Below are 21517 nucleotides of genomic sequence, written 5' to 3'. Positions count from 1 at the left end.
CCCGGAGACATGGGTAACACTTCGTACCTAAGACATAGGTAACACTTTCGGCCCAAACGGATTGTCGAGCGGTTCGAGCACGCGCGTCTCGAGATCAAAGTAGCCCAAGTCATAGTCCATAAAGCTGACCAGCCAGATATCGTCGTGCACTTCTTTAATGCCGACGGCTTGTCCCGCAAAGACCTGGCTGAGATTGATCTTGATCGCACCCAGACAGATGCGACCGCACCGGGTCACCACGATCGTTTTGTCATGCAGCGGATAATCGAGATCCGGCAAGCCCGTGTAGGGGCGAGGGGAGGGCTGATAGACTTCGGCCGGACATTGCATGTTCAGCGCTTCGTGCGGGCGCTCGTTGTTGAAGATGTCGACAAACGTGTCAAAGCGCGCCTGCTGCTGCAGGAAGTTGGGGGCGGCGGGCTTGGTGGCTTCTTTCTTCAACGTGAGGTGCAAGCGTTCATGCCGGCCGTTCTGTTGGGGATGGCCGGGTTGGATGCGCTCGATGCCAATGCCGAGACGTAGCCACCAGACCGCCAGCCGGCTCAAGTTGAAGAGCGCGTGCGCAGATGAGAACGGGACGCCATTATCGCTGCGGATGTTGGCCGGGAGGCCGTGCTCTTGAAACAGCCGCTCAAAGGCCGTAAACGCATAGGTTTCTTGGGTGGACGAGAGCGCTTCGCAGGCCAGGAGAAACCGGCTGGCGTGGTCGGTCACGGTCAGCGGATAACAGTACTGGCGATTGCCGAGCAGGAACTCGCCTTTGTAATCGGTGCACCACAATTCATTGGGACGGTGTCCGAGCGACAAGGAGGTGCCCTGAGCGCGACGCCGGATCCGCCCGCGGCGCTGCACCAGGCCGTGGCGATCCAGCACGGCATGGATCGTGCTCTTGGCGGGGAGGGGAATCCCGGAAAACCGGCGCCTCAAGCGCTCGCGAATTTTGCGCGCGCCCCAACTGGAGTGCTCACGCTTCACATTGAGGATGTAGTTTTCGACTTGAAAGGGTAGTCGGTTGGCATAGCGAAACGGACGACGGCTGCGGTCGGTGAGTCCATGAATGCCGCATTCCTGATACCGATCGACGAGTTTGTAGCCGGTCTTGCGCGAGATCCCAAACTCGCGACACAATTCCGCCATGGGCTCGCCTGCCAGCCGACGAGCAATAAACCGCATCCTTTCATCCATCACCGAACACTCCCTCCAGGGCATCATCCCTCCCCCTTTCAGGGAAGGAGTGTTACCCATGTGTCCGGTACAAAGTGTTACCTATCTCTCAGGTCGCTCACCGAACTCTTCTGAAGAAGGACCATTGCCGCGCCGACGCCGCCCCACGTCACATGCGGCCGCCGACGTGACAGGAGGCCGTGCCATGAAGTACTCGGTAGAGGGCGACGGATCGAACATCAAGATCACGGTCAAGGCCGTCGGAACGAAGCAAGCCGACCTGATGAACGGACTCAATGAATGCGCCGAAGGCCGCTGCTCCTGCCCCACGCCCCAGTACGCGAAAGTTCAGACGATGCAGGTTGCGCCGAGCGCGGATCAGGTAATTGTCACGCTCACCGCAAAGCCCGGCGAGACCATCGACCAAGCGGACATCAGCACATGCCTCGATCACACGACGCGGAAGGTGGAAAAGCAAGGCTGAGTTGTCCTATGTGGCCGCGCGGTCGGTGCGCCGCTCCAGCATCTTGCAGAACGCTTCGACCACTTTCGGGTCGAACTGCGTCCCGGCCGATTTCCGAAGCTCGACGACCGCCTCGTCGTGCGAGCGGGCCGCCTTGTAGGGGCGTTCGTCCGTGATCGCGCTGTAGGCGTCGACGACCGCCAGGATCCGCGCCCCGAGCGGAATGCGCTCACCCGCAAGCCCGTCCGGATAGCCCTTGCCGTCCCACCGCTCGTGGTGGGCGCGCAGGATGCGCGCCACGCCGCGCATGCGGTCGACCGGACGCAGGATCTCTTCGCCGGTGATCGGATGCTGGCGCATGATCTGCCACTCTTCCTCCGTGAGCTTCGCCGGTTTCCGTAAGATCGCATCCGGCACCGCGATTTTGCCGATGTCGTGGAGCAGGGCGCCCCACCGGATGTCCATGGTCTCTTCGTCGCGACAGCCGAGGAGGCGGGCGGTCGCCTCCGACCATTCGGCAAGGCGTTCGCTGTGGCCGCCGGTGTACGAATCCCGGGCGTCCAGCGCGCGCCCCAGCGTGACCACCATCTCGATATAGGAGTCCTGGAGGGTCTGATAGAGGCGGGTGCGGTGTATCGCCGCGCCGCCGGTTTCGGCGATGCTCTTCAGCAGGCGCACGTCGGTTTCGAGGAACGGTTCCTTCTGCCCGCGGCGGGCGCGTCCGACTGTGATCGCGCCGATCACGTGCTGGTCCGCCCGGAGCGCGGCGACCGCGAATGGGCCGAGCACGGCATGGGCGTCCCGCGCCGCGCCGAACGCGACGGCGTCGTCACCCGAGAGGTCGGCCGTGACGTGCGCGGTGTCGGCCTCGAACATGCGGCGGAGCGGCGGCGAGACCGGTGCAGTCGTCCCGATGTGCCCGGCCGCGAGCCCCGAGGCGTGGACGGTCGTCAACGTGGTGCCGTCGGCGCCGAGCAGCGCGAGCGCGCCGTGATCCGCGCGGATGAGGCGCACGATGTGCTCGACGAGGATGGGGTACATCTCCTCCGGCGTGCGCGCGTTGCGCAGCCGCTTGCTCAATTCGTAGAGCGCCTCCAGTTCGGCGGTGCGGCGGCCCTGCGCCTCGTAGGAGCGGCCGTTCTCGAGCGCGGCCGCGGCCTGCCAGGCGAACGCCTGCATGGCCTCGCGCTCCGGCGCCGACCACGTGCGGGGGGCGCCGTAATAGCAGGCCACCGCCGCGGTCGCGCGCCCCTCGTGAATCAGGGGCCACGAGGCGAAGGCGCGGAAATTCTCGCGCTCGGCCCGGCGCCGGGTCTCGTTGCCCGGCGGGAGCGCGCGGACGTCTTCAACGAGCACCGGCTCGGGCGCGGACGTCCGCCGTTGCTTCGGCAGATCCATGCACGCGAGCTCGTCGTGCCGGGCGAGATGGGACCACGGGGCGGCGCCCTCGGGGGTCGTGATCTCGGCGACGTACGCCGTCGACACGCCGTGCGACCACGGACAGCTGATGACCCCGCTCGCCGAACGCAGCAGGACTGCCACACGGTCCGCGCCGCTGAGGTCGGCGGCCGCCCGGCCGATGGCCGACGCGACGCCCGCGACCGACGAGGGACGATTGAGCGCCTCGCTGAGTCCGACGAGGCGTTTCATCAGGTCCGCGCGCAGGCGCGGATCGCCGGCGTCGGACTCGCCGGCTTGTGTCTCATGGCGGCCGGCGGCAGGGCCGCCGCCGTGAGGCCGCCCCCCGCGCCCGGAATGCGTCGATGTTCCCGTGTGGCGTTCCGATTCCATTGCGCTCCCGCGACGGCCGCGGTGGCCGGACGCGTGGTTACGGAATATTGAACCATTAACTGTATACTCCTTTTTTGCGCCGGGAGGTCCCGTATCCCCGGACCGGCCGCCCCGCCGGCGAAGGCGGTCCCGGGCGCGGAGGGATCGCGCGCGACCGGATGCAACCGGTACGCGACGTGAACACACATTTCGTGCTGCTGGCGTCGGTGCTCGCGCTCGGTCTCGTCTTCGAGTTCGTGAACGGCTTCCACGACGCCGCGAACGCGATTGCGACCGCGGTGGCCACGCGGGTTCTGCGGCCCGCCCAGGCGGTCGTCATGGCGGGTGTCCTCAATTTCGCCGGCGCCGTGACCGGCACGGCCGTGGCGACGACCGTCGGCAAGGGCCTCGTCGACCCGCACGTCGTCACCCAGACCACGATCGCGGCCGGGTTGGTCGCCGGCATCGGCTGGGACTTCTTCACCTGGTACCTCGGCATGCCGACGAGCTCGAGCCACGCGCTGCTGTTCGGCGTCCTCGGCGCCGGCGTGGCCACCGGCGGCTTCAAAGCGGTCCTGGTGTCCGGCGTCGTGAAGGTGGGCATCGGGATCGGCTACTCGCCCCTCATCGCGCTGCTCGCCGCCGGCGCCATCATCGTCGGATTGTACTGGCTGTTCTATCGCAACCCGCCGGCGCGCGTCACGCGGGTATTCGGCCGGCTGCAGCTCTTGTCGTCGATGTACATGGCGTTCAGCCACGGCGGCAACGACGGGCAGAAGACGATGGGGATCATGGCGCTCGCGCTCTTCGCGTACGGCGCGCTCGGCCCCGCGTTCTACGTTCCGGTGTGGGTGATGGTGGTCTGCGCGTGCGCCATGGGCGCGGGCACGGCGGCCGGCGGCTGGCGCATCGTCAAGACGATGGGATTCCGGCTCACCAAGCTGCATCCCATCGACGGGTTCGCCGCCGAGACGGCGGCGGCGACCACGATCGAAATCGCCACGCGGCTCGGCATCCCGATCAGCACGACGCACGCGATCAACGGGGCGATCCTGGGCGTCGGGGCGTCCAAAGGCATGCGCTGGGTGCGGTGGAGCGTGGCCAGAAACATCGTGACCGCATGGGTGCTGACGCTGCCCGCGTGCTTCGGGCTCGGGTGGGGCTTGATGCGGCTGGCGGCGATGCTCGGGTTGTGAGACGGCCGAACGCTATTCCGTGTCGGCGGCGGAGGCGCGTCCGCGGAGGCGGACGCGCTGCGCGCCGGTGTACACGGTGAACCGCGGACCGCGGACGAAGCCGAGCAGCGTCATCCCGAACGCGTCGGCCGTATCGCAGGCGAGACTCGAGGGCGCGGAGACGGCCGCGACGATGGGAACCCCGGCGGCCGCGGCCTTCTGGACGATCTCGAAACTGGCCCGGCCGCTCACCATGACGATGTGCGCCCGGAGCGGCAGCCGCCGTGCCAGGAACGCATGCCCCACCACCTTGTCCACCGCGTTGTGCCGGCCGACGTCCTCCCGCAGGACGAGCAGGCGGCCGTTCCGGTCGAACAAGCCCGCCGCGTGGAGGCCGCCCGTCTTGGCGAACAGCGTCTGCGCCTCCCGCAGGGCGTCTCCGAGCCGGGCCAGGATCTCGTCGTCGATCGTGAGGCCGTCGCCGGTCACGGCGCCGATGCCGCGCACGTGAATCGCCTCGATCGAGGCCTTGCCGCAGACGCCGCAACTCGACGTGGTGTAGAAGTTGCGGCGGAGCCGCTCGGGATCGTACGCCGCGTCCGGGCGCAGCGCCACGTTGACGATGTTGTACTGCTGGCTTCCGTCGAGGGATGGATCGGTGCAGTAGCTGATGGTGCGGACGTCGTCGGGCGTCCGCAGCACGCCCTCCGTGTACAGGAATCCGGCGGCGAGCTCGAAGTCGTGCCCCGGCGTACGCATCGTAACCGAGATCCGGGTGAAGGGTCCGCCGTCCGGGGGATAGAGACGGATCTCGAGGGGCTCTTCCACCGCCAGCACGTCGGTGCGGGTCTGCGCGGAGTCCTCGCGGGCCTGGATCACCCGGCGGCGGGTCGTGCTGGTCCGGGCGGCCTTGATTTCGTGGTCGCCGGCGGCCGGTCCGCCGGCTGGGGGGGCGGCCTCGGGCGTTCCGTCGGCAGAGGACGTCATCGCGCGCTCATCGTAGCATCGGCCCCCCGGAGCGTCAACGCGCCGGCCGGACGTTCACAATCGCGGGCGGCGGCGGGCAGTTGCCCGGTCGTCCCCGAGAAGGTATAGTGGGGTATATTCATTGAAGGTCGGATGACGAGCGGCGTCTGGCTCGGCCCGGGAGGGATCGCCTTCCGGGCCACCGTTGTACCAATCGCAGCCGACAGCATCGACGCAAAGAGAGGCCGCTGATGGGGAGACCGCGAGGGCCGAATTCGGTCCGGCGATCCACCGCCGCGCACGCGCGGGGGTGGCGCCTGACGCCGCGGCAGTGGCGGATCGTCCGTCAGGCCGCGCTCACCCTGGCTCTTGCCGGCACCGCCGTCGTCCTCGTCGGCGCCGGGCTGCTTTTCGGCGCGGCGGCCGCGATCAGCACGCACCTTCCGTCGGTCGACGCCCTCTACGATCTGCCGAGCGAAGCCACCCGGATCTACTCGTCGGACGGGCAGATCATCGCCAGCCTGTACCGCGAGAACCGCGACAGCATCCCGCTGTCACACGTCGCGAACAACTTCCAGCGCGCCGTCATCGACACGGAAGACGCGGACTTCTACCGGCACCGCGGCTTCTCGCTGCGCGGCGTGGTCCGGGCGGGTCTACGCAACCTTCACGACCGCGGGTACGCCGAGGGCGGCAGCACGATCACGCAGCAGCTGGCCCGCAACATGTTCCTCACGAGCGAGAAGTCGCTCACCCGCAAGATCGCGGAGATCCTGCTCGCCGTGCAGATCGAGCGGCGGCTCACCAAGGACGAGATCCTGGAGCGCTACCTCAACCAGGTGTACTTCGGCCAGGGCGCCTACGGCGTCGAGACGGCCGCGGAGGTGTACTTCGGGAAGCCCGCCGACGCGCTCTCGCTGCCGGAAAGCGCGATGCTGGCGGGCCTCATCCGCGCCCCGTCCTACTATTCGCCCTACGAGCACCTCGACCGCGCCCGCACCCGGATGGGCGAGGTATTGGTGAGGATGACGGAGCAGGGGGACATCACCCCGACGCAGATGCGCGCGGCGGAGCACGCCGCGCTGCACCTCGCCGCGAAATCCAACGCCGGGCTTGTCGGCATTCGCGCGCCGTACTTCGTGAGCTACATTCTGCCGGGTCTCCTCCAGCGCTACGGCGAGGAGATGCTCTACAAGGGCGGGCTGCGCGTTTATACCACGCTCGATCTCCATATGCAGGCGGCCGCGGAGCAGGCGGTCCGCCGCGCGATCGACGAGGCGAAGCGCGATCATCTCCAGGCGCAGCAGGGCGCGATGGTCGCGATCGACCCGCGGACCGGGTACGTGCGGGCGATGATCGGCGGATATGACTTCCGAACCAGTCAGTTCAACCGCGCGTGGCAGGCGCACCGGCAGCCGGGGTCGGCGTTCAAGCCGTTCACCTACACCGTCGCCGTGATGCGCGGCATTCCGCCGACGCGGATGCTGCTCGATGCGCCGATCGAGTTTCCGATGCCGGACGGCAGCGTCTGGAAGCCGGAAAACTACGACAAGAAGTGGCACGGCTCCATCACGGCGCGCTACGCGCTCGAGAACTCGATCAACGTCGCGTCGATCCGGCTCGAGGAGGAAGTGGGCCCGCGCGCGATCGTCGACCTGGCGCATCGGATGGGCATCGACAGTCCGCTGCAGGCAAACCTCTCTCTGACGCTCGGCTCCTCGGACGTGACGCTGCTCGAGCTGGCCTCGGCCTACGGCGTGTTCGCGAACGGCGGCGTGCGCGCGGCGCCGGTCGCCGTCACGCGCGTGACGGACTACCACGGGAAGGTGCTCGAGGAGCACGTCGCCGACCGGCACGTCGTGCTGAGCCCCGAGGTCGCCTACGTAATGACCGACTTGCTGAAGGGCGTGGTCCAGCGCGGCACCGGCACCGCGGCCCAGATCGGCATTCCCGAGGCCGGCAAGACCGGCACCGCGGACGATTACCGCAACGCCTGGTTCATCGGGTTTACGCCCTCGATCGTCGCCGGGGTCTGGGTGGGCAACGACGACGATTCGCCGATGAACAAGGTCACGGGCGGCAGTCTCCCCGCGCGGACGTGGGCGGCGTTCATGAAGCAGATCCTGCCGCTGATCGGCAAGGACGACTGGACGTCGCCCGACGGCGTCGTGCAGGCGACGGTCTGCGCCACGGACACATCGGCCGCGGGCTGCACCAATCGTCCGGAGGTGTTCATCCGCGGTACGCAGCCCGAAGGCGGCGCCGCGCCGGTGACGCCGTCGCCGGACCAACCGGCGGCGCCGCCCGGGCCTTCAGGTTCGCCCGTGCCGCCCGGGCCTTCAGGCTCGCCTGCGTCGGCGGGGGCACCGGCGCCTGTGCCCGCCGTTCCCGCGGTCGTGACCGGAGCGCCGGGCGGCCCTCCCCAAACGATCCCGTCCGCCGGCCGCGACCATGCCACGCTGCCGGTGGTGATTACGGCGCCGCGTCACGGCAGCGACGTCGAGCTGCCGCTGACGATTACCGGCGCCTCGCCGCCGGGGACGCTCGTGCACATCACGGTGACGAGCGAGAGCGGCGCGCTCAAGGTGCAGGCCGCGGACGTCTACATCCGGACCGATCAGTCGGGCACGTTCTCCTATCAGGTCAACCCGTGGCTGCGTCCGTCCGGCGGAACGCTCGTGATCACCGCGGCCGCGACGGCCGGTCCGGACGGCGTCGCGACATCCGGCACCGCCACGGTGTCCGTGCACATCAAGTAAGGCCCGCGGCCACCCTCGCGAACCGATCGTCCCTGCGCCGCCCCGGTCATCGCACGTCCAGCGCGCCGGTCATCCCGGCCTCCCGGTGTCCCTCGATCGTGCAGGCAAACACGTAGCGGCCCCGGTGCTGGGGGATGAATTCCAGCCGCGCTGTTCCGTCCGGGTTGAGGCGCGTGACGTCGAGCCCGGCGGCCTCGACGGACAGCACGTCGCCCGCGACCCGCACGGGGACCGCGTGAAGGTAGGCTGTCTCGAACTGGTGGGCGAGCTGCCCCCGGTTCAGGAGGACGAGCCGCACGGGTTGGCCCGCGGCGAGCCGGATGGTGGTCGGTTGGAACATGAACTCCCGCATCGTGACGCTGACGACGGCCGGCTGCGCCCCGCCCACCGGGACGGGCAGCAGCAGGGCGCCGAGGACAAGCGGCCAAGCAATGCGCCGTGCGGGAGAGAAGGGAGGGCGTCGGCGCCCTCCCCGCCTCGCGTCAGTCATTGTTGAACGGGGTGAGCAGCGGATTGTACTCGCCGAACACCCCATTCGGATTCGGGTACCAGAGCCAGACGTGGAACGTCACCAGCGGCGGGTGCCAGAAGCCGAAGGCCGCACCGGTTTGCGGGTGCTTCTTCGCGCACATCGCCTCGGAAAACGAGGGCAGGAAGGACCCGTCGGCGTAGTGGCACGCGGCGCCGAAGGAACCGTACGTGGCGCCTTGGAGCGGCGGTACGGCCGGCTTCTTGGGGAAGACCCACTCGATCGCGACGAGTTGCCAGGCGTCGCCCCTGCGCACATAGACGAGGATCGGGGGCTTCGTGACGTCAAACCCGGCGATCTTGGGGTTCAGAAAGTGGTAGCCCATATTCGGAATCATCGGTGTGATGATCGTGTAGCCGTCGGCCTTCGCCTGGGCGAGATCGGTCGAGTACTTGGCGGTCGCCAGCCGGGCGGCCGAAAGTTTCCTGATCACGTCTTGGTTGAGCTTGGGCTCGGCGGTGAACGCCGGTAGGCCGGCGCTCCACACCAGAACGACCGCCACGCTCAGCACGAGCATTCTCAGCGCTTGCGTTCGCATCAGTCGCTCCTCTCTTCGATTAGAGCCGCCGGCGCGCCGCCGTCGATCGGGTCCGGCCCGCCTACGCTTCTGCGGTCGTCGGATCGATAACAGTCCGCACCTCCGCCACGCGGTTGGCCGGGAACCCGCCTTTCCGGGCGTGCTCGCGGACCATCGCCTCGTTCGGCGCGAGGTACACGCAGTAGATCTTGTCGCCGGTGACATAGCTCTGCACCCACTGAATCTGGGGCCCCATTTCGTTGAGCACGCTGCACGACCGCTGCGAGATTGCCCGCAGATCCTGGGCCGAGAGATCGCCGGCCCCCGCGATCTCGCGTTCGACGACAAACCTCGGCATCGCCGCATCCCTCCTCGTCGTCTGTGAGCTTGTGTCCCACTATAGGAAGGGACGGCGCGGCCATCATCGAGGAAAGCCCGTATCCGGTACGTATCTTTGGCGAGCGAACGCCGCTCCGTACCGATCAGGCGGTGGGGAGCAGCCCCTGCGCGACCGCCCAGGCGGCAATCTGTGCGCGGGAGGTGAAGCCGAGCTTGTTGAGGATATTCTGCACGTGGGTTTCGGCGGTGCGCTCGGTAACGACGAGCCTGGCGGCTACTTGGCGGTTCGTCAGTCCCTGCGCGACGAGGGATGCGACTTCTCGTTCCCGGGCCGTCAGCGTCTCCGCCTCGGCATCGCGGGGGGTCCGCCCCGGCGGCGCCGGCGGTAGCGCGTACTCGAGTGCTTGGTCGACGGTCATGGCCCGGCCTCGACCGTCTGCTGCGGCAAACGCCGCCGGGCCCATTTTGCTCCGGGCCGCGGCCACGTGCCGGTCGTGTTCGGACTCGTCGGCCCACAACGGCAGGCGGCCTCCGAGACTCTGGAACAACGCGTCGGCGGCGCCGAACAGTACCGCGGCCCGTTCGTGCTCACGGCGGAGTGCCGCGGTTCGGGCCAGGCCTTCGAAGCACTCGGCGATGATGCCCGGCGTCCTGACCCGCCGGCACAGGTCCAGACATTCCGTATAGTGCACAAGCGCGCCCGCTGCGTCGCCTCGCCGCACCGCGAGGACACCCAGGCCGCGAAGGGCGTAGGACGTGTTGTTGGCGTTGCCGGTTTCCCGGCTGAGGGTGAGACATTCCGTGAGGCACGCTCCGGCGCGTGGATAGTCGCCACGCATCGTCGCCACGGTGCCGAGCATCGCCAGCGCTTCCAGTTCCCACCACCGGTCTCCGATCGCCCGGCACACAGCCAGCGCTTCCTCCACCCGCGGCACAGCGTCCGCGGGCCGATTTTCCGCGACCGCGATAATCCCCGACCACAATAGAAACTGCGCGGTGCCGGACTTGTCGTCGAGTTGCCGCGTCAGTGTCAAGCCTTGTGTGCACAGCGCTTCGGCCCGTCTGAGATCGTCCATGCGGTACGCGAGACGCACTACCCCTACCAGAATCTTCGGCATGTATGAGGGCGGCGCGGCCGCGCCTCTCTCGATCGCCTCTTCGAGCCGTGCGCGGCCTTCCGTCCAGTGCCCGAGCAAATACCAGAACCATTCCAACGCTCTGGCCAGCCGGAGTTCCGCCTCCGCGTCCCGCTGCGCCTTCGTCCACTCGATCGCCGCGCGAAGGTTATCGTGTTCCGTCTCCACCAACGCGAGCCAGGTCTCTTCGTCCGGACCGCGCACGCTCGCGTCCGCTCGTTCCGCCAGGCCGAGGTACCAGTCGCGGTGCCGCCGCCGGACCCTTACGGCCTCGTCCGAGTCCTCGAGCCGGGCCTGAGCGTACTGTCGCACTGTTTCCAGGAGGCGGTACCGCGTCTCGTCGCGCGGCATATCCGCCAAGACGAGCGAGTTGTCGACCAGGTGCGCCAGTACGTCGAGGACCTCGGTCCGCTCGAGCCCGCCGTCCGCGCACACTGCCTCCGCCGCCTCCAGCGACCATCCCCCGGCAAACACCGACAGCCGCCCCAGCAGAGTCCGTTCGTGCGCCGCGAGGAGGCCGTAGCTCCAGTCCATCGTCGCCTGCAGCGTTTGGTGGCGGGGCAGGGCGGACGGGCTCCCGCCGGTGAGCAGCCGAAACCGGTCGTGCAGGCGCTCCGCGATCTGCCCGACCGCCAGCACCCGCGTTCGCGCCGCGGCGAGTTCGATCGCGAGCGGGATGCCGTCGAGCTCGCGGCACACGTCCGCGACCGCGCGGGCGTTATCCGAGGTGAGGGCAAACGCGGGCTGCACGGCGCGTGCGCGCTCCACGAAGAGCCGCACCGCTTCGTAGTGACGAATCTCGTCGGGCGACCGCGGACGTGCCTCCGGCACGGAGAGCGACGGCACCCGCCAGAGCACCTCGCCGGGCACGGTGAGCGGCACCCGGCTCGTCGCGAGGATACGTAGACCCGGCGACCCCTGCAGCAGCGCCGTCGCGAGCGCCGCGCACGCCGTCCGCAGATGTTCGCAGTTGTCCAGGACGAGCAGCAGGGATCTCGACCGCAGGTAATCCGCGAGCGTGTCGGTCAACGGTCGCCCCGGTTGCTCCGGCACGTCGAGCGCGGACGCGACGGCCTGGGCGACGAGAGTGGGGTCGGCGATCGGCGCCAGTTCCGCGGTCCACACGCCGTCGGCGAAGTCGTCGAGCGCCTCCGCCGCGACTTGGAACGCCAGGCGGGATTTGCCGGCGCCCCCCGCGCCGGTGAGCGTCAGCAGACGGGTCGTCGAAAGAAATCGCCGGACCTCCGCGATCTCGCGCTCCCGGCCGATGAAACTGGTTAGCTGCGCGGGGAGGTTATGGCGCGGCATGTCGTGGGGCCGCGGTCTGCGGACGCATGCGCCCACGTTCGTCGTTGGGTCACGGCGTGTCCTGCGCGCCGACCCGCTTGCCGGTCCGGGGCCGCCCCAGTATAGTAGTAGGAGCAGGCCCGGGCGTGATGCCCGGGCGGGTCGTTCCTTAGGGGGCTCGCCGTGTCAGGACATTCCAAGTGGCACAACATCAAGATCAAGAAGGGCAAGGTGGACCAGCAGCGCGGCAAGATTTTCAGCAAGCTCGCGCGGGAGATCATCATCGCCGCGAAAGACGGCGGCGGCGACCCGGCCAACAACATGCGCCTCCGGTCTGCGATCGAGCGCGCCCGCGAAGCGAGCATGCCGAACGACAATATTCAGCGGGCGGTGGCGCGTGGGGCGGGCGGCGGCGACGGCGCCGTGTACGAAGAGATGACCTACGAGGGCATGGGGCCCGCCGGCGTCGCGCTCCTCGTGCAGGTCGCCACGGACAATAAGAACCGCACCGCCTCCGAGGTCCGCAACATCTTGACCAAGGCCGGCGGTGCGATGGGCGCGTCGGTCGCGTGGATGTTCGAGAAGAAGGGGCTCATCACGCTGCCCCGCACGGTCGCGTCGGAGGACGAGGTCATCACGCGGGCGATCGACGCGGAGGACATCAAGACGACGGACGGCGAGTACGAGATCACGACGGCGCCGGAGGACTTTATGAAGGTGCGGCGCGCGCTCGAGGAGGCCGGCTGGAAGCCGACGCTGGCCGAGATCACGATGGTGCCGAAGTCGTCCGTACCGGTGAGCGGCAAGGAGGCGCAGCAGGTGCTGCGGCTCATGGAGGCGCTTGAGGACCACGACGACGTGCAGCACGTCTACGCCAATTTCGATATCCCGGACGAGGTACTGCAGCAGGTCGGCTGACCATTACAGACGGGGGTGTCCCTTATGGGGGTACGGGAGACGATCGAACCAGGATTCCGCGCGATCTGGACCGCCGTTCAGCAGAACGTCGAGTTGATGCCCGAGGGACGCCTGGACGACAAGCCCGAGGGCTTGGACACCCGGTCGTTCCGCGAGATCGCACTGCACCTCGCGAACACGTCGGTCATGTTTAGCGATAACATCGGCAAGACCGTGTGGGAGCGCGTCACCGCGTTCCCGCCGGATAACTTCCGCTCGAGGGCGCAGGTCCTGGATGCGGTCCGCCAGGGTGGGGAGCGCTACGTCGCGGGATTGGCCAAGCTCACGGATCAGGAAGCGGCCAAGATCGTCGAGACGCCGTGGGGCGCCAAGCTGCCGCAGGGCGTCGTGGTCGGGTTTGCGGTGCCGCACACCTTCTACCACAACGGGCAACTGTCCATCTATCTTCGGATCGCGGGGATCAAGCCGGTTTTCGCGGCTCGCTGACCCCTCGGGGCGGGCTTCGTGTCATGGGGGCGTCCGGAGGCCGGCCGGGCGTGCCGAGCCCGCGCAGGAAGGCCGGTGCCACCGGCGAACACCGGTTCGTGTTCGCTTCCCAGCCTCGCCGGCCGGCAGGGGGCCGCGGAGCCGTTGTGCCTCCTCGGCGCGGCGGCGTTGTGCGGATGCTCGGCCTCGATCCAGGACTTCATCTGACGGGTTACGGTATGATCGAGACGGCCGGGCCCGCGCTTCGCGTCGCCGAGGCCGGGGTGATCCGCACCGACCCCCGCGCGCCGCTGAGCGAGCGCCTGGCGGAGCTCTACGTCGGGCTCCGCGAAGTCCTCGCGGAGTGGCGGCCCGGCGCGATCGCGCTCGAAGACGTCTTCGCGCATCCCGCCTTTCCCCGCACCGGCATTCTCATCGGCCATGTCTGCGGCGTGATCAGCGTCGCCGCCTCTGAGCGGCGCATCCCCGTGGAGACGATTCCCCCGGCCGCGGTGAAGCGCGCCCTCGTCACCTCCGGGCGCGCCGACAAGCGCCAGATCCAGCGGATGGTGCGCGCGCTGCTGACTCTCGACCGGGAGCCGGTCAGCCACGTCGGCGACGCGCTGGCGCTGGCCTTGGTGGCGCTCTCCCGCCGCGGCGTGCCGCTGAGGACGCCGGCATGATCGCGCTGCTGCGCGGCCGGGTGATGCGCCGTACCGAGGAGATGCTGGTCATCGACTGCGCCGGCGTCGGCTACGAGGTCCACCTCCCGGCGTTCCTGCGCGACCTGCTGCGCGCCGATCCGCACCGTCTCGACGAGACCGTGGAGCTGCATATCTCGTACCACGTCAGCACGAACCAGCCGCGTCCGCTGCTGGTGGGATTTCTACGCGAGGTCGAGCAGGAGTTCTTCGAGCGGTTCATTACCGTCGACGGCGTCGGGCCGACGAAGGCGATGAAGGCGCTGGCGCATCCGATCGAGCGGGTGGCCGACGCCGTGGAGCGCAAGGATATCGGCTTTCTGCAGAAGCTGCCGGGCGTCGGCGCGCGCACCGCGGAGAAGATCGTCGCGGCGCTGCACGGGAAAATGGGCAAGTACGCGCTCCTCCGCACGGACGCGCCCGCGGAGCCTGAGGCCGCGCCTGCGGACTTCCAGGACGAAGTCGTCGACGTGCTGACGCGGCAGCTCGGCTATCGCGCCGCCGAGGCCCGGCGCATGGTGGCCGACGCGCTGCGGCGGAACGGCGCGATCGCGTCCGCGGAAGCGCTCTTGCAGGAAGTCTACCGCGTGGAGCGCGGATCGGACCGGTCCGCGAAGACGGGCTCGCCCGCATGACGCGGGAGCGCACCATCGGGCCGGCGGGCGGGGGCGGCGAGCCGCCGCCCGAGCGGGGGGCCGTCGAGGACGAGCAGTTCATCCGCAGCCTCCGGCCGAAGCGTCTCGAGGAGTGCATCGGACAGGCCCGCGTCATCACGGGGCTTTCCATCAGCATCCGGGCGGCCCGCGACAGGGGCGAAGCGCTCGATCACGTGCTGCTGCACGGGCCGCCGGGCCTCGGCAAGACGACGTTCGCCAACGTCATCGCCGCCGAGATGAAAACGAAGATCGTCACCACCTCGGGGCCCGCGCTCGAGCGGGGCGGCGACCTCATGGGGATCCTCACCAACCTCGACGCCGGCGACGTACTGTTCATCGACGAGATCCACCGGCTGCCGCGGACGGTCGAGGAGTTTCTTTATCCCGCGATGGAGGATTTCTGCGTCAACTTCGTGATCGAGAAGGGCGCGCACGCGCGCACGCTGCGCTACACGCTGCGGCCGTTCACGCTGGTCGGCGCGACGACCCGCGCGGGCCTGCTCTCGTCGCCGCTGCGCGACCGCTTCGGCATCACGCAGCACCTCGACTTCTATCCGGTCGATGACCTCGCCAAGGTCGTGCGCCGGTCGGCGTCCATCCTGGCCGTCACGGTCGCCGACGACGGCGCGGAGGAGATCGCGCGCCGGTCGCGCGGGACGCCGCGGATCGCGAACCGGCTGCTGCGCCGGGTGCGCGACTACGCCCAGGTCCGCGCCGAGGGCACGATCACGCTTGAGGTCGCCAAGGAGGCGCTCGAGTTCGAGGGCGTGGATCCGATCGGGCTCGACGCGCAGGACCGCGAGCTGCTGCGCACCGTCGTCCAGGTCTACGGCGGCGGCCCGGTCGGCGTGGACGCGCTCGCGGCGACGCTCAACGAAGAGGTCGACAGCATCGTCGAGATGATCGAGCCCTACCTCCTGAAGATCGGCTTTCTGACGAGAACGCCGTCGGGCCGGCGCGTCACACCGCAGGCCTGCGACCATCTGGGACTCGCCGCGTCGGCGGACCATGGGCCGGCCCCGCGCGGCCAGGGGGCGCTGTTCTCGTGACGCCCGCGTCCATCGGCCGGCTGCTGATCGGACTCGGCATCCTCCTCGTCATTATGGGAGGTGCGATTGTGCTGCTGGGGATGCTGCCCCGGCTCCCCGGCGACATCTACATCCAGCGAAAGGGATTCACGCTGTACGTTCCGGTCCTCGGCAGCGTGCTCGTGAGTCTCATCCTCACGCTGCTTCTCAACCTCCTCTTCGCCAGGCGATGAACGGCGCGCTCCGGCCGCGGGGGCGGCGGCGACGGCCGCTCCGGGTGATCCTGGCTGGCGCCCTCGCCGGCGTCGTGGGGTGCTGTGCGGCGGCGGCCTCGCCCGGCCTCCTGCCCGCGGGCGGGACCGAATCGCTCGTTATCCGCGTCGGCATCCTGGTCGATCGTCCCTCGGTCCAAATCAGCGCGGACGGTCCGGTCACCGCCGAAGATGTGTCGGTGTCGATGCTTACGGCGCCTGTACCGGTTGTGCTGCCGCAGCCGCCGGGCGGCACGGCCTGGATCGCGACCGCCGGCGGCAGCGCCGGACTCGATCTCTCCGGCACCCCCTTGGGTCCGGCCGTCCGTCTGACGGCGCAACACGGTCTGCTGCGGGCGGACGGGCGCCCGTATCGCGGGGCGCTCGAGCTGCGGCGCACGCCCGCGGGTCAGGTCACGGTCGTGAACGTCCTCGACCTCGAGTCCTATTTGTACGGGGTGATCAAAGGCGAGGTGGACCCGCGCTGGCCGCCGGAGGCCGTCCGCGCGCAGGCGGTGGCCGCCCGCACACTCGCGGTGCAGCGGATGGTCGCGCACCCAACCGCCCAGGGCGCCTCGCCCGCGGATGCCGGCTTCGATCTTCCGGCGACAACGGACGCGCAGGTCTACCTCGGCGCCGGGGTCGAGGATCCGGCCGCGACGGCGGCGGTGGACGCGACCCGTGGGCTCGTCCTCACCTACGACGGCCGGCCGATCTTCGCGGCCTACCACTCGAACTCAGGCGGCCATACCGAGGATAGCGAGAACGTGTGGGGCACGCTGTACCCATACCTGCGGGGGGTGCCGGATCCGTACGCGCTGGACGCGCCCGGCGTGGCCTGGAGCACCATGCTGCCGCTGGCGGGGATCGAGGCCGCTCTCCGCCGCGGAGGCGCGGATCTCACCGGCCTCGACGAGGTCGCTCCGGGCCGCGTTACGCCGTGGGGCCGCGTCGTCACGGTGCTGCTGCGGGGCCGCGACGGGCGGGCCCAGGAGATGAACGCGAACCGGTTCCGCCTCCTTGTCGGCGCGAGCGTGCTGCGCAGCACGATGTTCACCGTCGCGCGGCAGGGCGCGGCGGCCGGCTTCACCGGGCGGGGGTCCGGCCACGGCGTCGGTCTCGACCAGTGGGGGGCGCGCGCGATGGCGGTTCACGGCTTCACGTTCGAACAGATCCTCAAGTACTACTACACGGGCGTGGCGATCGAACCGCGCTACTAGACGCCCATCGGCGACGGACGAGGCGTTCGGCCTCTGAGCCTCCGGCTCCCCGATTTCGATTACGATCTCCCGCGCGAGCTCATCGCGCAGGCGCCGGCCCGCCCCCGCGACAGTTCGCGTCTCCTGGTGCTGCGCCGGGACACCGGCGCGCTCGAGCACCGCATCTTTCGGGATCTCCCCGAGTATCTTCGCCCCGGCGACGCGCTGGTGCTGAACGACACGAAGGTGCTGCCGGTCCGGCTGCGGGGCCGACGGGCGACGGGCGGCGCGGTCGAGGTTCTTCTATTGAAGCCCGCGGACGGCCGCTGGGAAGCGCTGGTGCGGCCCGGAAAGCGTCTCCGGCCCGGAACGCGCCTCTCCTTCGGCGGCGGGGCGATTGAGGTCACGATCGGCGAACCGACCGAGCAGGGTACGCGCCTTGTTACGCTGCATCATGCGGGCGATCTTCGAGCGGCGCTGGAACGGGCCGGGGAGCTCCCGGTACCGCCGTACATCGAACGGCCGCTCGACGATCCCGCGGATTACCAGACCGTGTACGCCGAGCGCGAGGGGGCGGTCGCCGCCCCGACGGCGGGTCTCCACTTCACGCCGGCGCTGCTCGATGCGGTCCGCTCGCGCGGCGTGCGCGTCGCGTTCGTGACGCTGCACGTCGGACTCGGCACCTTCCGCGGCGTCGAGGTCGACGACGTGACGCGGCACCGGATGGAGGCCGAGGACTACGAGCTGAGCGCGGAGGCGGCGGCGGCGATCAACGGCGCGCGGGCGGCGGGCGGCCGGGTGGTCGTCGTCGGCACGACGGTGGTGCGGACGCTCGAGTCGATCGCGGGCGACGCGGGGACGGTCACGGCGGGAGGGGGCAGCACCGGGCTGTTCATCACGCCCGGGTTCCGCTTCCGCGCGACGGACGCGCTGATCACGAACTTCCATCTCCCGCGGACGACGCTGTTGATGCTCGTGAGTGCCTTCGCCGGGCGCGAGCGGATCCTCGCCGCCTACGCGGAAGCGATCCGCCTGAGGTACCGGTTCTACAGCTTTGGAGACGCGATGCTGATCCTCTGATACCGGGGCGCGATCACGGTTCGGATCTCAGCCGCCGCTGAAGGAACGGCCCCGACGACGCGCCGGTTGCGACAGCTCCCGCCGTCGCGGTCGCCTTACTTCGGGGCAATCCGCGTCCATCCTCGGCGCGCCGGCGCCCACTGTTCGAGCGACCGTCCGAGGTAATCCTTGCCTTCGATCTGGTAGCCCGCCGCGGTGAGCCGCTTGACCGCCTCGGCATAGTACCGGTAGTCCACCTGCCAGGCGTTGCGGAGCGGGTTGCGATAGGCGCCGATGCCGCCGAGCAGCCGGCGGATGTTTTGGTCCTCCGTAGCGTCGGCCCGCAGCTCGACGCTCTGGTTGATCGTGCCGAGCGCCTGGATCTTCGCGTTCTGCGGCGCGACGACGGGTTGTCCGCCGGGATTGTCGGAGGTGGCGAGGGCAGGGGTGGCGGGCGCGGGCTTGGCGGGGGCGGCGGGACGCGCCGCCGCGGGCGCCGCGCCACCGGGCGCCGCGGGCGCCGACGGACCGGCGGGAGCGGCCGGGGAGCCAGACGCGCCGGGTGTTGCGGCCTGGGCCGCGCGCTGCGCCTTCATCGCCTCCGCTTTGGCTTTCGCGGCGGCGATCTTCTCCTCACGGCTCATCTCGTCGGCCATCGCACGCTCCCCGATCATGACGCGAGTCATACTGCCTCGCCCGACGCGATTCTAACGGACGGAGCGGACCGGCTCAAGCGGCCGAAGCTCCCCGCCGCAAATTCGAGATGGGCGAGAGATGCTATACTTCCACGCGCGATGTTCCGGTTCGAGGTCGTGCACACCGATTCCGCGACGGGCGCGCGCGCCGGCCTGCTCCACACGCCGCACGGTCCCGTCGAGACCCCGGCCTTCATGCCGGTCGGCACGCACGGCACGGTCCGCGGCCTCACGCCCGAAGAAGTCCGCGGCGCCGGGGCGCAGATCGTGCTCGCGAACACTTTCCATTTGATGCTGCGGCCGGGGATCGACCTGATCGAGCGGGCCGGCGGCCTGCACCGGTTCATGCATTGGGACGGGCCGATCCTTACGGACAGCGGCGGCTACCAGGTGTTCAGCCTCGCCCATCTGCGCCGGGTCTCCGACGAAGGCGTGACGTTCCGGTCTCCCGTCGAAGGGCGCGAGATCCACCTAACGCCGGAGAGCGTGGTCGATCTGGAGGGACGGCTGGGCGCGGACATCATCATGCCGCTCGACGTCTGCCTCGGCTACCCGGCGCCCCCCTCCGCCGTAGAGGAGGCCGAACGCCGGACCGCCGTATGGGCCCGCCGGTCTCGGGACGCCCACCGGCGGCCCGATCAGGCGCTGTTCGGGATCGTCCAGGGCGGGTTCGACGCGGGATCGCGCCGCCGCGCGGCGGACGAGATCGCCGGCCTCGAGTTCGCCGGCTACGCGATCGGTGGACTGTCGGTCGGCGAGCCGCGCACGATGACGTATGACCTGCTGGCCGCGGTGACGGGGCGGCTCCCCTCGGATCTGCCCCGGTACCTGATGGGGGTCGGCGTGCCGCCGAGCAGCGTCGAAGCGGTGCGGCGCGGGGTCGATATGTTCGACTGCGTGCTTCCGACGCGCGTCGGGCGGACGGGCGTCGCCCTCACCGCGGACGGACGCCTGCAGCTGCACAACGCGGCGCACGCGGCCGATCTCACGCCGCTCGAGGACGGCTGCCCGTGCCCGGCGTGCCGCGGGTACACGCGCGCGTACCTTCGCCATCTGTTCAAGGCCGGGGAGATGCTCGGGCCGCGCCTAGTGAGCCTTCACAACATCGCGTTCATGGCGCGTCTCGTCGCGGCAATGCGCGACTCGATTCTCGAAGACCGGTTCGCGGCGTGGAGCGAGGCGGCGCTCGCCCGCTATAAGACCGCATGGTAGGATAGGTCAGACAGGGAAGGCCCGGCGAACCGCAGAAGGCGTGTCGCGCGCCGTCGGAACCGCAGCAGGGGAGGCCTCGGGGGTGACCAGCCAGCAGATCGCGCAGTTGATGCCGTTGGTGGTCATCTTTGCGGTCTTCTATTTCATCGCGATCCGCCCCCAGCAGACGCAGCAGCGCCGCCACCGCGAGATGCTGGGGCGCCTCAAGAAAGGCGATCGGGTGCTGACGCGTGGAGGACTGTACGGCGTGATCGTGGAGCTCAGGGACAACCGGGTCCTGCTCGAACTGGCGCAGAACGTGCGCGTGCAGGCGGACCGGACGGCGGTGCAGTCCGTCGTCAACAAGGGCGCGGCGGCCGGCTCCTAGGGCATGCCGGAACCGGCGCCGGGCGCGGGCCCGGCGGTCCCCAGCGCCCCGGGGCGGCGGCCGATCGTCCTCGACGACGTGAAGCGCGACTCCGAGGTCGAAGCCTATCTGACGAAGGCCAACGAGTATACCGGGGCGATCGGCTATACGGAGCACGGCTTCAGGCACGCCACGCTGGTCTCCAACATCGCCGGCAACATCCTGCGACGCCTCGACGACGACGAGCGCCTGGTCCAGCTCGCGGCGATCGCCGGATACCTGCACGACATCGGCAACCTCGTGGGCCGCGTGGGCCACGAGGCCACCGGCGCGCTGCTGGCGAGCCGCATCCTGACGCGGCTCGGAATGGACCCGCTGGACATGGCGGTGGTGATGGGGGCGATCGGCAACCACGAGGAACTGACCGGCGAGCCCGTGAGCGACGTGTGCGCGGCGCTGATCATCGCCGACAAGTCGGACGTGCACCGGACCCGCGTGCGCAACCCCGACCCGACCACGTTCGACATCCACGATCGGGTGAACTACGCCGTCGAGCACTCGTTCCTGCGCGTGGACGCCCCGGCGCGCAGCGTGACGCTCGAGCTCACGATCGATACCCGGATCTCGCAGGTGATGGAGTACTTCGAGATCTTCCTGCCCCGCATGGCGATGTGCCGCCGGGCGGCGCAGTGGCTGCACTGTCAGTTCAGGCTGCAGATGAACGGCACCAAGCTGCTTTAGACAGGGGAGGGGGACGGGAATGGCAGGCATACTCTACCGCTGCATCTTCTGCGACGTGTCTCATGAGGTCGCGAAGCGGGCCGACGGGCCCGTGTACCTGCGTTGCCCCACGACCTACCGGTGGGCGTGGTACGACGCGCG

At 69.4% G+C, this 21517-nt stretch carries 22 protein-coding genes; 14 read left to right on the top strand and 8 right to left on the bottom strand.

All coding sequences use genetic code 11. The features are described 5' to 3' along the window. Positions 1–27: 27 nt before the first annotated feature. Positions 28–1185 carry a helix-turn-helix domain-containing protein gene (locus VKT83_16165; GenBank protein HLY24002.1) on the bottom strand — a complete coding sequence of 386 codons (1158 nt, stop codon included), beginning with the start codon at positions 1183–1185 and terminating at the stop codon, positions 28–30. 184 nt (positions 1186–1369) lie between these two features. Here VKT83_16165 and VKT83_16160 point away from each other — a divergent pair, with 184 nt between their 5' ends. Then, on the top strand, positions 1370–1648 hold the full coding sequence (locus VKT83_16160) for a hypothetical protein (GenBank protein HLY24001.1): 279 nt from the start codon (positions 1370–1372) through the stop codon (positions 1646–1648). Between the two features lie 6 nt (positions 1649–1654). Here the strand turns inward: VKT83_16160 and VKT83_16155 are convergent, their stop codons facing one another. After that, positions 1655–3277, bottom strand: coding sequence for an HD domain-containing phosphohydrolase (locus VKT83_16155; protein HLY24000.1), 1623 nt, complete (start codon positions 3275–3277; stop codon positions 1655–1657). A gap of 317 nt (positions 3278–3594) precedes the next feature. Between VKT83_16155 and VKT83_16150 the strand changes: the two genes are divergently transcribed. Then, positions 3595–4593, top strand: coding sequence for an inorganic phosphate transporter (locus VKT83_16150; GenBank protein HLY23999.1), 999 nt, complete (start codon positions 3595–3597; stop codon positions 4591–4593). Between the two features lie 12 nt (positions 4594–4605). Here the strand turns inward: VKT83_16150 and fdhD are convergent, their stop codons facing one another. Then, entirely contained in the window at positions 4606–5559 is a 954-nt protein-coding gene (gene fdhD / locus VKT83_16145) for a formate dehydrogenase accessory sulfurtransferase FdhD (protein HLY23998.1), read from the bottom strand. A 230-nt stretch (positions 5560–5789) separates the two neighbouring features. Here fdhD and VKT83_16140 point away from each other — a divergent pair, with 230 nt between their 5' ends. Further along, positions 5790–8297, top strand: a complete 2508-nt coding sequence (locus tag VKT83_16140) for a PBP1A family penicillin-binding protein (protein HLY23997.1) — start codon at positions 5790–5792, stop codon at positions 8295–8297. A gap of 46 nt (positions 8298–8343) precedes the next feature. On the opposite strand, the gene VKT83_16135 is transcribed toward VKT83_16140, so the two are convergent. From VKT83_16135 to VKT83_16120, 4 genes are all read right to left on the bottom strand, one after another. Beyond that, complete coding sequence (locus VKT83_16135; GenBank protein ID HLY23996.1) at positions 8344–8685, bottom strand: cupredoxin domain-containing protein; 342 nt, start codon at positions 8683–8685, stop codon at positions 8344–8346. A 94-nt stretch (positions 8686–8779) separates the two neighbouring features. After that, positions 8780–9364 carry a hypothetical protein gene (locus tag VKT83_16130; GenBank protein ID HLY23995.1) on the bottom strand — a complete coding sequence of 195 codons (585 nt, stop codon included), beginning with the start codon at positions 9362–9364 and terminating at the stop codon, positions 8780–8782. A gap of 61 nt (positions 9365–9425) precedes the next feature. Further along, a complete protein-coding gene (locus VKT83_16125; GenBank protein ID HLY23994.1) occupies positions 9426–9701 on the bottom strand; it encodes a DUF4242 domain-containing protein in 276 nt (91 codons plus the stop codon). A 124-nt stretch (positions 9702–9825) separates the two neighbouring features. Next, the gene (locus VKT83_16120; GenBank protein HLY23993.1) at positions 9826–12126 is read right to left on the bottom strand and encodes a LuxR C-terminal-related transcriptional regulator; all 2301 of its coding nucleotides are present in this window, start codon (positions 12124–12126) and stop codon (positions 9826–9828) included. A 162-nt stretch (positions 12127–12288) separates the two neighbouring features. Here VKT83_16120 and VKT83_16115 point away from each other — a divergent pair, with 162 nt between their 5' ends. From VKT83_16115 to queA, 8 genes are read left to right on the top strand one after another with little or no spacing between them, the layout of a single operon-like run. Next, positions 12289–13023 carry a YebC/PmpR family DNA-binding transcriptional regulator gene (locus VKT83_16115; protein ID HLY23992.1) on the top strand — a complete coding sequence of 245 codons (735 nt, stop codon included), beginning with the start codon at positions 12289–12291 and terminating at the stop codon, positions 13021–13023. Positions 13024–13047: 24 nt separating this feature from the next. Beyond that, the gene (locus tag VKT83_16110) at positions 13048–13509 is read left to right on the top strand and encodes a DinB family protein (GenBank protein HLY23991.1); all 462 of its coding nucleotides are present in this window, start codon (positions 13048–13050) and stop codon (positions 13507–13509) included. Between the two features lie 23 nt (positions 13510–13532). Then, positions 13533–14171 (top strand): crossover junction endodeoxyribonuclease RuvC, encoded by a 639-nt coding sequence (locus tag VKT83_16105; GenBank protein HLY23990.1) that lies wholly within the window; start codon positions 13533–13535, stop codon positions 14169–14171. After that, entirely contained in the window at positions 14168–14824 is a 657-nt protein-coding gene (ruvA, locus tag VKT83_16100; protein HLY23989.1) for a Holliday junction branch migration protein RuvA, read from the top strand. Before VKT83_16105 ends, ruvA begins: the two co-directional genes overlap by 4 nt. Then, positions 14821–15894: a Holliday junction branch migration DNA helicase RuvB gene (gene ruvB, locus VKT83_16095; protein HLY23988.1), complete on the top strand. Its 1074-nt coding sequence runs from the start codon at positions 14821–14823 to the stop codon at positions 15892–15894. Before ruvA ends, ruvB begins: the two co-directional genes overlap by 4 nt. Continuing rightward, positions 15891–16106 (top strand): DUF2905 family protein, encoded by a 216-nt coding sequence (locus VKT83_16090; GenBank protein HLY23987.1) that lies wholly within the window; start codon positions 15891–15893, stop codon positions 16104–16106. The genes ruvB and VKT83_16090 overlap by 4 nt, the downstream gene beginning before the upstream one ends. Positions 16107–16150: 44 nt before the next feature. Continuing rightward, positions 16151–17344, top strand: coding sequence for a SpoIID/LytB domain-containing protein (locus tag VKT83_16085; GenBank protein HLY23986.1), 1194 nt, complete (start codon positions 16151–16153; stop codon positions 17342–17344). A gap of 33 nt (positions 17345–17377) precedes the next feature. After that, positions 17378–18403: a tRNA preQ1(34) S-adenosylmethionine ribosyltransferase-isomerase QueA gene (gene queA, locus VKT83_16080; GenBank protein ID HLY23985.1), complete on the top strand. Its 1026-nt coding sequence runs from the start codon at positions 17378–17380 to the stop codon at positions 18401–18403. 95 nt (positions 18404–18498) lie between these two features. Here the strand turns inward: queA and VKT83_16075 are convergent, their stop codons facing one another. Further along, positions 18499–19056 carry a hypothetical protein gene (locus VKT83_16075; protein ID HLY23984.1) on the bottom strand — a complete coding sequence of 186 codons (558 nt, stop codon included), beginning with the start codon at positions 19054–19056 and terminating at the stop codon, positions 18499–18501. A 120-nt stretch (positions 19057–19176) separates the two neighbouring features. Between VKT83_16075 and tgt the strand changes: the two genes are divergently transcribed. From tgt to VKT83_16060, 3 genes are all read left to right on the top strand, one after another. Then, entirely contained in the window at positions 19177–20289 is a 1113-nt protein-coding gene (gene tgt, locus VKT83_16070) for a tRNA guanosine(34) transglycosylase Tgt (GenBank protein HLY23983.1), read from the top strand. A gap of 82 nt (positions 20290–20371) precedes the next feature. Further along, the gene (gene yajC, locus VKT83_16065) at positions 20372–20656 is read left to right on the top strand and encodes a preprotein translocase subunit YajC (protein ID HLY23982.1); all 285 of its coding nucleotides are present in this window, start codon (positions 20372–20374) and stop codon (positions 20654–20656) included. 3 nt (positions 20657–20659) lie between these two features. Continuing rightward, positions 20660–21376, top strand: coding sequence for an HD domain-containing protein (locus VKT83_16060; GenBank protein ID HLY23981.1), 717 nt, complete (start codon positions 20660–20662; stop codon positions 21374–21376). Positions 21377–21517 lie beyond the last annotated feature (141 nt).

Source organism: bacterium (genome assembly GCA_035308905.1).
In the GTDB taxonomy this organism is placed as follows: Bacteria; Sysuimicrobiota; Sysuimicrobiia; order Sysuimicrobiales; family Segetimicrobiaceae; genus DASSJF01.
The sequence above is the reverse complement of the archived record's forward strand: the minus strand, read 5'-3'. Positions and strand labels throughout refer to the sequence as shown.